This is a genomic window from Micromonospora sp. NPDC004540 (assembly GCF_040610095.1).
Taxonomy (GTDB): domain Bacteria; phylum Actinomycetota; class Actinomycetes; order Mycobacteriales; family Micromonosporaceae; genus Micromonospora.
On sequence record NZ_JBEXLR010000072.1, the window covers coordinates 1 to 12,470 of the forward strand.

The following is a 12,470-nucleotide window of genomic DNA, read 5'->3' on the forward strand; positions in this document are numbered from 1 at the left end:
GCGTGGTGCTCGGCGGGGTCTCCGCCGGGTCGATCTGCTGGCACCTCGGCGGCGCCACCGACATGCACCGGCGCGGTCAGATCAGGTCGCGGCGGCGGAACACCGCGAAGGCCGCCACGACCAGGGCGGCGGTGAGGCCGAGCAGGACCACCAGGCCCGGCGCCCAGCCCAGCTGGTAGTAGCCGTCGCAGAAGCCCGCTATGTCACCGGAACACGCGTGGTCGTCCCAGAACCGGGCCTCGCCGCTGAGCCAGGCCGCCAGGTAGCTGGAGAGCATGAACCGGTCCGGACGGCCCACCGACAGGATCTGGAACACCAGCCGCGCGCCCAGCTCCCACACCACCAGGTACGCGGCCACCGTGCCGAGCGCCGCCGACGTGTGCCGACCCAGCGTGGCCATGGCGAAGCCGAGCGCCGCGGCGAGCAGCACCAGCACCAGGCCCCGCACCCAGACGGCGCCGAGCGACGACCAGAACTCGCCACTCAGCCGGCCGGTCAACCCGGACGCCTGGCCGATCAGCCAGAACACCCCCAGGTAGGCCACCGACGCCAGCGTGGAGAGCCCGAGCAGCCCGCCGAGCAGCGTGCCCAGCTTGGCGCCGAGCACCGCGAACCGGCGCGGTCGCCAGAGCAGCAGGTTGACCACACCGCCCGAGTTCAGGTCGGCGCCGATGTAGGAGGCGCCGACCAGGAAACCGAACATCGCCAGGAACGCGATCAGGAAGTAGAGCAGCGGCTCGGCCTCGTTGGCGAAGACGAACACCCCGCTGAGGTAGTCGGAGGCGCTCGGCAGCCGCTCCATCAGGGCCGGGTCGATCTGGGCGCAGTCCCGCGGCAGGTAGTCGTTCTCGTCCGGCGTCACCGTGCCCGCCTTGATCCGCAGGCAGCGGTCGTGCGCCAGCTCCAGGTTGCGCACCTCCTCGGCGGCCTGCGCCTGGGCCCGGCTCAGCTCCACCGGGCTGGGCCGGTGCGAACCGGCCAGCGTGGTCGCCACGGTCACCGCGAAGGCGACCACGAGCAGCAGCACCATGAGCTGCACGAAGCGGCGGGCGGCCAGCCGCTCCAGCTCGGCACGGACCAGGTTCACGCGTCCACCTCCCGGCTCTCCCGGACGTCCAGGTCGATCACTCCGTCGTGCGGCGGGGCCCCGTCCACCTGGCGGGGCAGCGCCGGATGCGGGTGCTCGCCGGTCAGCTCCAGGAAGACGCTCTCCAGGTCCGGCCGGAGCGGGATCAGCTCGCGCACCCAGAGGCCCTGCTCGCCCAGCGTGCGGCTGATCAGCTCGGGGTCGACGACACCGGTCACCACCAGGCGCTCGGCCTGGGCGGTCACCGACAGGCCGGCCCGGCCCAGCAGCTCCACGGCCCGCTCCGGCTCGGCCACCCGGACCTGCCACTGGTGCTGGTCGAAGCCGGCCAGCACCTCCTCCACCGGCCCGTACGCGACCCGCCGCCCCCGGCTGATGATCGTCACGTGGTCGCAGATGAGCTGGATCTCGGCCAGGATGTGGCTGGAGAGCAGCACGGTCACGCCGGCCGCGGCGAGCGACCGCATGAGGTCCCGCATCTCCCGGATGCCGGCCGGGTCCAGGCCGTTGGCCGGCTCGTCCAGGATCAGCAGCTCCGGGTCCTTGAGCAGCGCCGAGGCGACCGCCAGCCGCTGCTTCATGCCCAGCGAGTAGCCCTTGACCCGCTCGTCGCCCCGGTCCCGCAGGCCGACCTGCTCCAGCACCTCGTCCACCCGGGTGGTGGGCACGCCGCCGGCCAGGGCCAGCAGGCGCAGCGTCCGGTGCGCGGTGAAGTTGCCGAAGAACTGCGGGCTCTCCACGATGGCGCCGACCCGCCCGGCCACCTCGGCCAGCCGCTCCGGGGAGGCGGCCCCGAACACGCTCATCCGGCCCGCGTCGGCCCGGACCAGCCCGAGCAGGGCGCGCAGCGTGGTGGTCTTCCCCGAGCCGTTCGGCCCGAGGAAGCCGTGCACCTGCCCGGCCTCGACCAGCAGGTCGAAGCCGTCGACGGCGATCCGGCGCCCCTGACGCAGGGTGTGGAACGTCTTGCGGAGACCGGCGATCTCGATGACCGCGCTCATCCGCACGCCTCCCGGCAGCGGTCGGGCATGAGGCGTCCTCCCGGAGTGGTGACCAACGACACGGCGCCCCACCCTAAGACCGCGACGCCGCCCGTGGGGGGCACCGGGCCGGCTGCGTGATTGGATGGCACCGTGACTGGTGACCTGATCCCCGGCGCCGCCGGCGCCTTCGCCCCCTCGCCCGTGGACGCGGATCTGGTGGTCAGCCTCGACGGGGTCGGCGTCCGGCGCTCCGGCAGCGCGCTGCTCCAGGACGTCGACTGGCGGGTCGAGCTGGACGAACGCTGGGTGGTGCTCGGCCCGAACGGCGCCGGCAAGACCACCCTGCTCAACCTGGCCGCCGGCCGGCTGCACCCGACCACCGGCGTGGCGCACGTGCTCGGCGAGCGGATCGGCCGCACCGACGTCAACGAGCTGCGCACCCGGATCGGCCTCTCCACCGCCACGCTGGCCGAGCGGATCCCCACCGACGAGCGGGTCACCGACGTCGTGGTGACCGCGGCCTGGTCGGTGGTGGGTCGCTGGCGGGAGAGCTACGACCGCACCGACGAGGCGCGCGCCCGCGCGCTGCTCGGCCAGCTCGGCGTCGCCCACCTCGCCGAGCGGACGTACGGCACGCTCTCCGAGGGCGAGCGCAAGCGGGTGCAGATCGCCCGGGCCCTGATGACCGACCCGGAGCTGCTGCTGCTCGACGAGCCGGCCGCCGGGCTCGACCTGGGCGGCCGCGAGGACCTGGTCGCCCGGCTCGCCGAGCTGGCCTACGACCCGGACGCCCCGGCCATGGTGCTGGTGACCCACCACGTCGAGGAGATCCCGCCGGGCTTCACCCACGCGCTGCTGCTGCGCGAGGGGGGCGTCGTGGCGCAGGGCCTGCTCGCCGAGACGCTCACCGCCGACAACCTGTCGAAGGCGTTCGGCCTGCCGCTGGTCGTCTCGCGGGCCGGCGAGCGCTGGACCGCGCGAGCCGCCTGAGCCCGACGGGAGGGTACGCCGTGCAGCAGACCCGGATCGCCGTGGTGGGCAGCGCGAACATGGACCTGGTCGGCACCGCCGCCGCGCTGCCCCGGCCGGGGGAGACCGTGCTCGGCAGCGACTTCGTCATGCTGCCCGGCGGCAAGGGCGCCAACCAGGCCGTCGCTTCCGTGCGCGCCGGCGCCTCCTGCGTCTTCCTCGGCGCGATCGGCTCGGACGCCTTCGGGGTCACCCTCCGGGCCCGGATCACCGCGGCCGGCGTCGACACCGGCCACCTCCGGGTGGTGTACGGCTCCTCCGGCGTCGCCCTGGTCCTGGTGGGCGGCGCGGGGGAGAACGCCATCCTGGTCACCCCCGGCGCCAACGACTCGTTCACCGGCCTCACCGAGGACGAGCTGGCCGCCGTACACGAGGCGGACGTGCTGGTCGCGCAGCTGGAGGTGCCGGTCGAGACGGTGACCGCGGCGGCGCTGGCGGCCCGGTCGGCCGGCACCCGGGTGGTGCTCAACGCGGCGCCGGCCCGGCCGGTGCCGGCGGAGCTGCTGGCCGCGGTCGACCTGCTGGTGGTCAACGAGACCGAGGCGCACGCGCTCACCGGCCGGGGCCGGGACGAGCCGGCGGCGCTGCTGGACCTCGTGCCCCGGGCCGTGCTCACCCTCGGCGGCGACGGCGCCTGGTACGTCGAGCGCGACCGGCCGGCGGTGCACGTCCCGGCCGTGAAGGTCGACGTGGTCGACTCCACGGCCGCCGGCGACGCCTTCACGGCCGCCCTGGCAGTGGCCTGGGGTGAGGGGCGCGAGCTGGTCGAGGCGGTGCACTGGGCGGCCGCGGCCGGCGCGGCCTGCGTGCGCAAGCTGGGCGCCTCGGTGGCGCTGCCCCGCCGGGTGGAGATCGACGAGCTGTTCAGCCGGCCGGCCTGACCTCAGGCGGCGCCGGCCCGGAACGCCCGCCGGTACGCCGACGGCGACGTCCGCATGGCCCGGCCGAAGTGGTGCCGGTAGGTGACCGGGCTGTCGAAGCCCACCGCCGCCGCGATCCCGGCCACCGGCGCGTCGGTGGTCTCCAGCAGGGCCAGGCTGGCCCGCACCCGCTGGTCGATCAGCCAGCGGATCGGGCTGGTGCCGGTGGCCCGGGCGAAGTGCCGCAGGTAGCTGCGGGTCGACAGGTGCGCCTGCCGGGCCAGCGCCGCCACGGTCAGCGGCTCGGCCAGGTGGCGGACCGCCCAGGCCAGGCTCGCGGCGATCCGGTCGTCGTCCGGGTCGACGCTCACCGGCGCCTCGATGAACTGGGCCTGCCCGCCGTCGCGGTGCGGCGGGATCACCAGGCGGCGGGCCACCGCGTTGGCCACCGCCGCGCCGAAGTCGCGCCGGACCACGTGCACGCAGAGGTCCAGCCCGGCGGCGCTGCCCGCGCTGGTGAGGATGTCGCCGTCGTCCAGGTAGAGCACGTCGGGATCGACCGTGACCGCCGGGTGGCGGCGGGCCAGCAGGTCGGCGTACCGCCAGTGGGTGGTGGCCCGCCGGCCGTCGAGCAGGCCGGCGCCGGCCAGGGCGAAGGCGCCGGAGCAGATCGACATGAGCCGGGCGCCCCGGCGGTGCGCCCGGCGCAGCGCGGCCACCAGCTCCGGCGACGGGTCGGCGGTCACGTCCGGCACCCCGGGCAGGATCACCGTGCCGGCCGCGGCGAGGGTCTCCAGGCCGTACGGGGTGTGCAGGGCGGCCCCGCCGACGACCGGCACCGGCCCGGGGCGTTCGGCGCAGACGGTGAGCCGGTACCAGTCGACCTCCAGCTCGGGCCGGGGCAGCCCGAACACCTCGGTCACGATGCCGGTCTCGAAGACCGACATTCCCGGGTACGCGAGCACCGCCACGGTCCGCTCCACGGAGGTCATGGCGGGATGTTAGCGAAGGACGGCGATCACGCCACTCCCGCCGAGGTCCGGACGGGCCGCAGGATCGGGACATGACCTTCTCCGTACCGCCGGCCGACCCGGCGACCGCCGCCGCCCACTTCCGCGCCCGGCTCAGCTTCGAGACCGACGTCAGCGACGTGCACGCCGCACTGGAGGCGAGGACGCCCGGGCTGGTGGTGGTCGACTCCCGGGGCGAGGCCGCCTGGCGGCAGGGCCACCTGCCGGGCGCCCTGCACCTGCCCACCGCCGAGATCGCCGCCCGCGCCGCCGAACTGGTGCCGGCCGGGTCGACGGTGGTGACGTACTGCTGGGGACCCGGCTGCAACGGCGCCACCCGGGCGGCGCTGGAGTTCGCCCGGCTCGGTTGGGCCGTGAAGGAGATGCTCGGCGGCTTCGAGTACTGGGCGCGGGAGGGGCTGCCGGTGGTCACCCCGACCGGCACGGTGCGCCGCCGGGTGGACGAGCTGACCGCGCCCCGGTCCGCGGTCACCTGCGACTGCTGACGCCGGTCAGTCGACGGGCTCGTCGGTGAGGCGTTCGCCCCGCCGGCGCAGCATGCCGAGCCCGGGGATGCCGGCCACGGCCAGCTTGAGGTCGCGGGTGACCGCCAGCAGGTCGTGCAGGTCCGGGCCGACCCGGTCCAGGGTGGCCAGGATCGGCAGCACGTCCGAGGTCAGGTGCTCCTTCAGCTTCGGCAACTCGTCGACCAGCCGGATCGCCGCGGTCACCTCGTCCGGGCTGAGCTGCTCGACGAACCGGGTCGCCATGGGCGCGGCCCGGCGCAGCGCCGGCTCGTACGCCCCCAGCAGCTCTGCCGCGGTGCCGGCCGCCTCCTCGGCGGCGACCACCGTGCCGGCGGCCCGGGCGGCCACCGCGTCGGCCTCGGCGACCAGGGTGGCCGCCGCCCGGGACACCCGGTCGGCCTCGCCCACGACGACGGCGGCGGCCGTGGCCACGTCGGTGGCGGTCTCGATGGCCTCGGTGGCGGCGGCGCTGATCACGCCCACCTCCCGGACCGCGGCCTCCGCTTCGCCGAGCACCCGGTCGGTGCGGTCCAGGGTGCCCTCGATGCGGTCGACCACCCCGTTGATCCGCCGCAGCAGCGTCTCCACCTCGTCGAGCACCGCGAAGGCGCGGGCCGGCACGGCGGCGAACGCGGCGGCCGAGCCGAGCGCCTGGTCCAGGGCGGAACGGGTGAGCCCGACGACGGCGCCGGGGCGGGGGAGGGGAATCGCCATGCCACCCAGTGTGCGTCCAGCAGGCCAGGACCGCCCGGTGACGATCAGCGGCGGTCGCCCTGCTGCTCGACGGCGCGCTGCACGGCCCGGTAGATCTGCCCGAACCGGAGCGCGTCGGGCGTGCGCAGCAGCAGCACCTCCCGCCCATGGTGCTGCACCCACAGTTCGTGGACCCGGTTGCCCCGCTCGTAGGAGCGGTCCAGCCAGCCGAGCGGCACCTCCAGGAACGGGGTCAGGGCCAGCCCGACCACCACGAACGCGGCCAGGATGACCAGCGCCAGCTTCCACTCGCCCCGGTCCTGCGCCGCCCAGGCCAGCGAGAGCACGCAGACCAGCGCCACGAGCGGCGGCAGCGACAGCAGCAGGACCAGCACCCCTCGCCCCAGGACCCGGCCGCGGACCGCCAGGGTGGTCGCGCCGCGGGCGTGCCAGACGTACGTGACGTCGGCGAGCGCGACGACGTGCCCGCCGGCGTGGATGGCCTCCGAGGTGACCTGTACCGCGTCGTCCCGGTAATAGAGGGTCATCACTCAGCCTAACCACCAGCGGTCCAGAGGGGACGGCGCGGCGAGCGCCGCCGGGGCTGTCAGGTTGCCGGGTAACCGGGTGGGCCACTGGCCAAGGGCTGGCGGTGCCGGGTGTGGTGACGGAGGTAGGTTCTGTACTCAGTGGACACCGGGAAAGGTTCCTCGCTTTGCTGCGTGAGGCGTCGGTCACCACGATTGTGGTGGAACATCGCGACAGGTTCGCTCGCTTCGGTGCCGAGTATGTTGAGGCGGCGCTGGCCGCGCAGGGGCAGCGTCTCTTGGTTGTCGACCCCTCGGAGGTTGACGACGACCTGGTCCGGGACGTGACCGAGATTCTGACCAGCCTCTGCGCCCGCCTGTACCGGCGTCGTGCGGCGGCGAACCGTGCCCGCCGTGCAGTTCAGGCCGTCACCGGAGCGGGCGAGCGCTGATGGCTGCACGGAAGGTCGTGGTGAGGTGCACTGGCTGCGCGAAGACGCAGACGCTCAGACCGTCCAGGATTGAGCCGTGTGACGGCTACTACTGCACACCGGAGCACGGGCCGAAGGACGACCAGCCGCCAGGGCTGGTACGTGAGCAGATCATCCACGCTGCCGGCGGATTTTGGGGTTGGCGTGACGTCGTGCCGAGCCAGGAGGACATGGACGCGATCGCTCGTGCTCGGGCGATCATGGCTCTCGGCCAGGCCAAGCAGATCGTCGACGAGGCCGTGGGTGGCGTCGCGTGAAGGCGATGCAGGCGTACCGCTTCGCCCTGGACCTGACCGCCGGTCAGGAGCGGGACCTGGCCCGTCACGCTGGTGCGGCAAGGAAGGCTCACAACTGGGCCCTGGACCGGGTGAAGGCGGTGATGGCGCAGCGGGCCGCCGAACGTTCCTACGGCATTGGCGACGATCAGCTCACCCCGGCCGTTGGTTGGACGCTACCGGCGCTGCGCCGTGAGTGGAACCAGGTCAAGGACGAGGTGGCGCCGTGGTGGCGGGAGTGCTCGAAGGAGGCGTACAACACCGGCCTGGATGCGCTCGCCCGCGCGTTGAAGAACTGGTCCGACTCCCGCTGCGGCAAGCGCGCCGGTCGGCTGGTTGGTTTCCCGCGGCGCAAGTCGAAGCGCCGCACGACCCCGTCCGTGCGATTCACCACCGGGGTCATCCGCGTCGCGCCCGACCGCAAGCATGTGATCCTGCCCCGGTTGGGAACGATCAAGCTACACGAGTCCGCCCGCAAGCTGGCCCGCCGGCTCGAGGCCGGCACCGCCCGAATCCTGTCCGCCACGGTGCGGCGCGAGGCGGGCCGCTGGCACGTGGCGTTCACCTGCGAGGTCGAACGATCAGATCGTAAGCCGAGCAGACCGACGGGGGTGGTCGGTGTCGACGTCGGCATCCACCGTCTGGCGGTGCTGTCCACCGGCGACGTCGAACCCAACCCCCGCCACCTGGATGCCGCCCAGCGAAGCCTTCGCCGCCTCGGACGCGCCATGGCCCGCAAACGCGGCCCCTACGACCCGGCCACCCGCACCCCCATCACCGCCTCCCGCCGCTGGGAGCGGACATCGAAGCGGCTGTCCCGACAACATGCCCGGGTGGCGAACCTGCGCCGCGACGGACTGCACAAACTCACCACCCGGTTGGCCGGTGAGTACGCCACGATCGTGGTCGAAGACCTCAACGTGGCCGGGATGGTGCGCAACCGTCACCTGGCCAGGGTCATCAGCGACGCCGGGTTCGGGGAGATCCGCCGGCAACTCGCGTACAAGACCGTCTGGAACGGCGGCCAGCTCGTGACCGCCGACCGGTGGTATCCATCCTCCAAGACCTGTTCGGGCTGCGGCGCGGTGAAACCCAAACTGCCGCTGCGGATCCGGACCTTCACCTGCCAGGCGTGCCTTCTGGTCCTGGACCGGGATCTCAACGCCGCACGCAACCTCGCACAACTCGTGGTCGCCGGGAGTGGCTCGGAGACTGTAAACGGACGTGGAGCCGACCGTAAGGCCCGTCCCGGCGGGCCGGTGGCTGTGAAGCGTCTACCCGGCACCGCCTCGGCGGGTCAGACCGGGACCGCCCCACCGCAAGGCGGGACTGCCGATCATGCGCTTACCAGCGCTTCATGAACGGCAACGGTAGCGTCGCGGCATGGCGGACCGGAGTGGGATCGAGGCGGGCACCAGCGAGCAGCAGCGCAACGTCGAGGTGGTCCGGCGCTACCTGCGGACCTTCGTCACCAAGGACCTGGTCGAACTGGCCGAGGTGGTCGCCGAGGACGTGGAGATCTACGGCTCGGGCACGGCGGTGCGCGGCCGACGTTACCCCGAGGCAGCCGTCTCCTCGCCCGGGCTGACCGTGCTCGACCAGCAGATCGTGGAGATCTTCGCGGCCGGGGACCGGGTGGTGGTCTCGATGGCGCAGACCTACCGGCGGGACGCGACGGGCGCCACCACGGTGCAGAGCGCCTGCAAGATGTACCGGCTGGCCGGCGGGCGGATCGTCCAGTTCTGGGGCGAGCAGGACACCTACGGCCTGCTGCGCGGCCTCGGGCTGCTGCCCGACGAGCCGATCGCCTTCTGACCGGCCCGCTGGCCGGGGGGCGCGCTCTCCATGGCCCGCTGCACCGCCCGGTAGATCTGGCCGAAGCGCAGCGCGTCGCCGGTGCGCAGCAGCCGCACCGGCCGGCCCCGCCAGCGCGCCCACATCTCCAGCTCCCGGCTGCCCCGGGCGTAGGACCGGTCGAGGTGCTCGAAGAGCACGTCGGCGAGCGGCCCGACGCCGAGGCCGACCAGCACGGACGCCCCGACGATGGCGATCGTGACCACGGTAGAGCGCTGCAGCCAGACCGCCAGCCCGATGCCGAGCACGGCGGCGACCAGCGGGCCGGCGAGGGCCGCCCCGATCGCGCCCCGGCCGGCGAGCACCCGCCAGGAGCGGTTGCCCCGCCGGTGCCACACCATGCCCAGCTCGGCGAGGGGATAGCTGCGACCGTCCACCCGGACGGCGGTGGAGGTGACCTGGACCGAGCGGTCGTCGTAGTAGGTGATCATGGCCTCACTCCCGGTGCGACCTGGAGCCGTCGACACCACACTGTCTACCCCAACGATGCTGGTCGTAAGGTTGGCACGCGACTTCGACGAGGAAGTGAGGGCAGCGTGGGCGAGTTCGTCAGGCTGGAAGTGAAGGACGGCATCGGCACCATCCGGCTGGAGCGGCCGCCGATGAACGCGCTCAACACCCAGGTGCAGGAGGAGTTGCGCGCCGCCGCCGCGGCGGCCACCGCCGACGCCGAGGTCCGCGCGGTCATCGTGTACGGCGGGGAGAAGGTCTTCGCCGCCGGCGCGGACATCAAGGAGATGGCCGACATGTCCTACGTGGACATGGCCGACCGGGCCGCCGACCTGTCCAGCGCGCTGGGCGCGATCGCCCGGATCCCCAAGCCGGTGGTCGCCGCGATCACCGGGTACGCCCTCGGCGGCGGCTGCGAGCTGGCCCTGGCCTGCGACTGGCGGATCGTGGCCGACGACGCCAAGCTCGGCCAGCCGGAGATCAAGCTCGGCATCATCCCGGGCGCCGGCGGCACCCAGCGGCTGGCCCGCCTGGTCGGCCCGGCCCGCGCCAAGGACCTGATCATGACGGGCCGGATGGTCGACGCCGAGGAGGCGCTGCGGATCGGCCTGGCCGACCAGGTGGTGCCGGCCGCCGAGGTCTACGAGGCCGCGGTCGCCTACGTGAAGCCGTACCTGACCGGCCCGGTGCAGGCGCTGCGGGCGGCCAAGCTGGCCGTCGACGGCGGCCTGGACATGGACCTCAACTCCGGCCTGGCCTGGGAGAGCCAGCTCTTCGCGGCGCTGTTCGCCACCGACGACCGGCGCGAGGGCATGGCCGCGTTCGTCGAGAAGCGCAGGCCGGGCTTCACCGGCCGCTGAGCCACCGATCCGGGTCGGCGGCCCACCCGCCGCCGACCCGAGACCGGTTCACATCCCGCCTACCGGCCAGTAGCGTGTGACTCCGGTCATGACGAAGGGAAGTGGCGATGACGGAACGGGTCGAGGGGCACGGCGGCGAGCTGGCCCTGGCGGCGCTGCGCGCGCACGGCGTACGGGAGATGTTCACCCTCTCCGGGGGCCATGTCTTCCCGCTCTACGACGCCGCGCACCGGACCGGCTTCCCGATCTACGACGTCCGGCACGAGCAGTCCGCCGTCTTCGCCGCCGAGGCGGTGGCCAAGCTCCAGCGCCGCCCCGGCCTGGCCGTGCTCACCGCCGGCCCCGGCGTCACCAACGGCGTCTCCGGCCTGACCAGCGCGTTCTTCAACGCCTCGCCGGTGCTGGTGCTCGGCGGGCGGGCCCCGCAGTTCCGCTGGGGCTCCGGCAGCCTCCAGGAGATGGACCACCTGCCGCTCGTCGCCCCGGTCACCAAGCACGCCGAGACGGTGTTCAGCGCCGACGACATCCCGCGCGCGGTCAGCGCGGCGCTCACCGCGGCGCTCACCCCGCACCGCGGCCCGGCCTTCCTCGACTTCCCCCTGGAGGCGGTCTTCTCGGTCGGCGACGCCGACCTGCCCGCGGTCACCCCGCCCGCCCCGATCGAGCCCGACCCGGACGAGGTCGCGAAGGCCGCCGCCCTGATCGCCGGCGCGTCCCGGCCGGTGGTCATCGCCGGCTCCGACGTGTACGCGGGCGACGCCGTCGAGGCGCTGCGGGCCGCCGCCGAGTCCCTCCAGGTGCCGGTCTTCACCAACGGCATGGGCCGGGGCGCGCTACCGCCGGAGCACCCGCTCGCCTTCGCCAAGGCCCGCCGGGTCGCCCTGAAGAGCGCCGACGTGGTCGTGGTGGTCGGCACCCCGCTCGACTTCCGGCTCGCCTTCGGCGACTTCGGCGACGCGCGGGTGGTGCACGTGGTGGACGCGCCCAGCCAGCGCGCCGGGCACGTCCAGCCGGCCGCCGCCCCCGCCGGTGACCTGCGGCTGATCCTCACCGGGTTCGCCGACCACCCCGGCGACCGGGCCGACCACGCCGACTGGATCGCCCAGCTGCGCACCGCCGAGGACGCCGCCAAGGCCCGCGACGCGGAGGAGATGGCCGCCGAGACCGACCCGATCCGCCCGGCCCGCGTCTACGGCGAACTGCGCAAGGTGCTCGCCCCCGACGCCATCACCATCGGCGACGGCGGCGACTTCGTCTCGTACGCCGGGAAGTACCTGGAGCCCGCCCAGCCCGGCACCTGGCTCGACCCCGGCCCGTACGGCTGCCTGGGCACCGGGATGGGCTACGCCATGGGCGCCCGGGTCAGCCACCCCGACCGGCAGATCTGCGTGCTGATGGGCGACGGGGCGGCCGGCTTCTCGCTGATGGACGTCGAGTCCCTGGCCCGCCAGCAGCTCCCGGTGGTGATCGTGGTCGGCAACAACGGCATCTGGGGCCTGGAGAAGCACCCGATGCGGGCCATGTACGGCTACGACGTGGCCGCCGACCTCCAGCCCGGGCTGCGCTACGACAAGGTGGTCGAGTCGCTCGGCGGCGCGGGCGAGACGGTGGAGAAGGCCGCCGACCTCGGCCCGGCCCTGGCCCGCGCCTTCGACGCCGGCGTGCCGTACCTGGTCAACGTGCTGACCGACCCGGCCGACGCGTACCCCCGCTCGTCGAACCTGGCCTGACCTCGACACCGCCACCGCCGTCGCCCGGGTGACCGGCGACGGCGGTCGCGTCGTTCTGCCCGGAGGTTAAATCAGCGGTCTGTCAGCGGCTGTC

14 protein-coding genes and 1 pseudogene are annotated in these 12,470 nt (G+C 73.8%); 9 read left to right on the forward strand and 6 right to left on the reverse strand.

Going from position 1 to position 12,470, the window contains the following annotated elements:
- Positions 1-76: 76 nt before the first annotated feature.
- Entirely contained in the window at positions 77-1,087 is a 1,011-nt protein-coding gene (locus tag ABZV78_RS21990) for an ABC transporter permease subunit (RefSeq protein ID WP_355641252.1), read from the reverse strand.
- On the reverse strand, positions 1,084-2,088 hold the full coding sequence (locus ABZV78_RS21995; protein ID WP_355641254.1) for an ATP-binding cassette domain-containing protein: 1,005 nt from the start codon (positions 2,086-2,088) through the stop codon (positions 1,084-1,086). Before ABZV78_RS21995 ends, ABZV78_RS21990 begins: the two co-directional genes overlap by 4 nt.
- Positions 2,089-2,208: 120 nt before the next feature.
- Here ABZV78_RS21995 and ABZV78_RS22000 point away from each other — a divergent pair, with 120 nt between their 5' ends.
- Both ABZV78_RS22000 and ABZV78_RS22005 read left to right on the forward strand, forming a co-directional pair.
- Complete coding sequence (locus ABZV78_RS22000; RefSeq protein WP_355641256.1) at positions 2,209-3,060, forward strand: ABC transporter ATP-binding protein; 852 nt, start codon at positions 2,209-2,211, stop codon at positions 3,058-3,060.
- A 20-nt stretch (positions 3,061-3,080) separates the two neighbouring features.
- Positions 3,081-3,980 (forward strand): ribokinase, encoded by a 900-nt coding sequence (locus tag ABZV78_RS22005; protein WP_355641258.1) that lies wholly within the window; start codon positions 3,081-3,083, stop codon positions 3,978-3,980.
- Positions 3,981-3,982: 2 nt separating this feature from the next.
- Here the strand turns inward: ABZV78_RS22005 and ftrA are convergent, their stop codons facing one another.
- On the reverse strand, positions 3,983-4,951 hold the full coding sequence (gene ftrA, locus ABZV78_RS22010) for a transcriptional regulator FtrA (protein ID WP_355641260.1): 969 nt from the start codon (positions 4,949-4,951) through the stop codon (positions 3,983-3,985).
- 71 nt (positions 4,952-5,022) lie between these two features.
- Between ftrA and ABZV78_RS22015 the strand changes: the two genes are divergently transcribed.
- Entirely contained in the window at positions 5,023-5,475 is a 453-nt protein-coding gene (locus ABZV78_RS22015; RefSeq protein WP_355641262.1) for a rhodanese-like domain-containing protein, read from the forward strand.
- Positions 5,476-5,481: 6 nt separating this feature from the next.
- On the opposite strand, the gene ABZV78_RS22020 is transcribed toward ABZV78_RS22015, so the two are convergent.
- Both ABZV78_RS22020 and ABZV78_RS22025 read right to left on the reverse strand, forming a co-directional pair.
- Positions 5,482-6,210 carry a hypothetical protein gene (locus ABZV78_RS22020; RefSeq protein ID WP_355641264.1) on the reverse strand — a complete coding sequence of 243 codons (729 nt, stop codon included), beginning with the start codon at positions 6,208-6,210 and terminating at the stop codon, positions 5,482-5,484.
- A 44-nt stretch (positions 6,211-6,254) separates the two neighbouring features.
- Positions 6,255-6,737, reverse strand: coding sequence for a DUF6232 family protein (locus ABZV78_RS22025; protein WP_355641266.1), 483 nt, complete (start codon positions 6,735-6,737; stop codon positions 6,255-6,257).
- A 68-nt stretch (positions 6,738-6,805) separates the two neighbouring features.
- Between ABZV78_RS22025 and ABZV78_RS22030 the strand changes: the two are divergent.
- The 4 genes and pseudogenes from ABZV78_RS22030 to ABZV78_RS22045 form a co-directional block, all read left to right on the forward strand.
- Positions 6,806-7,168 (forward strand): annotated as a pseudogene (locus tag ABZV78_RS22030) (IS607 family transposase); the annotation flags it as partial.
- Positions 7,168-7,464 carry a hypothetical protein gene (locus ABZV78_RS22035; protein ID WP_355641268.1) on the forward strand — a complete coding sequence of 99 codons (297 nt, stop codon included), beginning with the start codon at positions 7,168-7,170 and terminating at the stop codon, positions 7,462-7,464. The pseudogene ABZV78_RS22030 and the gene ABZV78_RS22035, both read left to right, overlap by 1 nt.
- Positions 7,465-7,469: 5 nt before the next feature.
- Positions 7,470-8,843 (forward strand): IS607 family element RNA-guided endonuclease TnpB, encoded by a 1,374-nt coding sequence (tnpB, locus tag ABZV78_RS22040; protein WP_355641312.1) that lies wholly within the window; start codon positions 7,470-7,472, stop codon positions 8,841-8,843.
- 22 nt (positions 8,844-8,865) lie between these two features.
- Positions 8,866-9,297 carry a nuclear transport factor 2 family protein gene (locus ABZV78_RS22045; protein ID WP_355641270.1) on the forward strand — a complete coding sequence of 144 codons (432 nt, stop codon included), beginning with the start codon at positions 8,866-8,868 and terminating at the stop codon, positions 9,295-9,297.
- Here the strand turns inward: ABZV78_RS22045 and ABZV78_RS22050 are convergent.
- Positions 9,243-9,767 (reverse strand): DUF6232 family protein, encoded by a 525-nt coding sequence (locus ABZV78_RS22050; RefSeq protein WP_355641272.1) that lies wholly within the window; start codon positions 9,765-9,767, stop codon positions 9,243-9,245. The two genes, ABZV78_RS22045 and ABZV78_RS22050, sit on opposite strands and share 55 nt — an antisense overlap.
- 105 nt (positions 9,768-9,872) lie before the next feature.
- Between ABZV78_RS22050 and ABZV78_RS22055 the strand changes: the two genes are divergently transcribed.
- Together ABZV78_RS22055 and ABZV78_RS22060 are read left to right on the forward strand one after the other, a co-directional pair.
- Complete coding sequence (locus tag ABZV78_RS22055) at positions 9,873-10,646, forward strand: enoyl-CoA hydratase-related protein (protein ID WP_355641274.1); 774 nt, start codon at positions 9,873-9,875, stop codon at positions 10,644-10,646.
- Between the two features lie 107 nt (positions 10,647-10,753).
- Positions 10,754-12,376 (forward strand): acetolactate synthase, encoded by a 1,623-nt coding sequence (locus ABZV78_RS22060; protein WP_355641276.1) that lies wholly within the window; start codon positions 10,754-10,756, stop codon positions 12,374-12,376.
- The last annotated feature ends 94 nt before the right edge of the window (positions 12,377-12,470 follow it).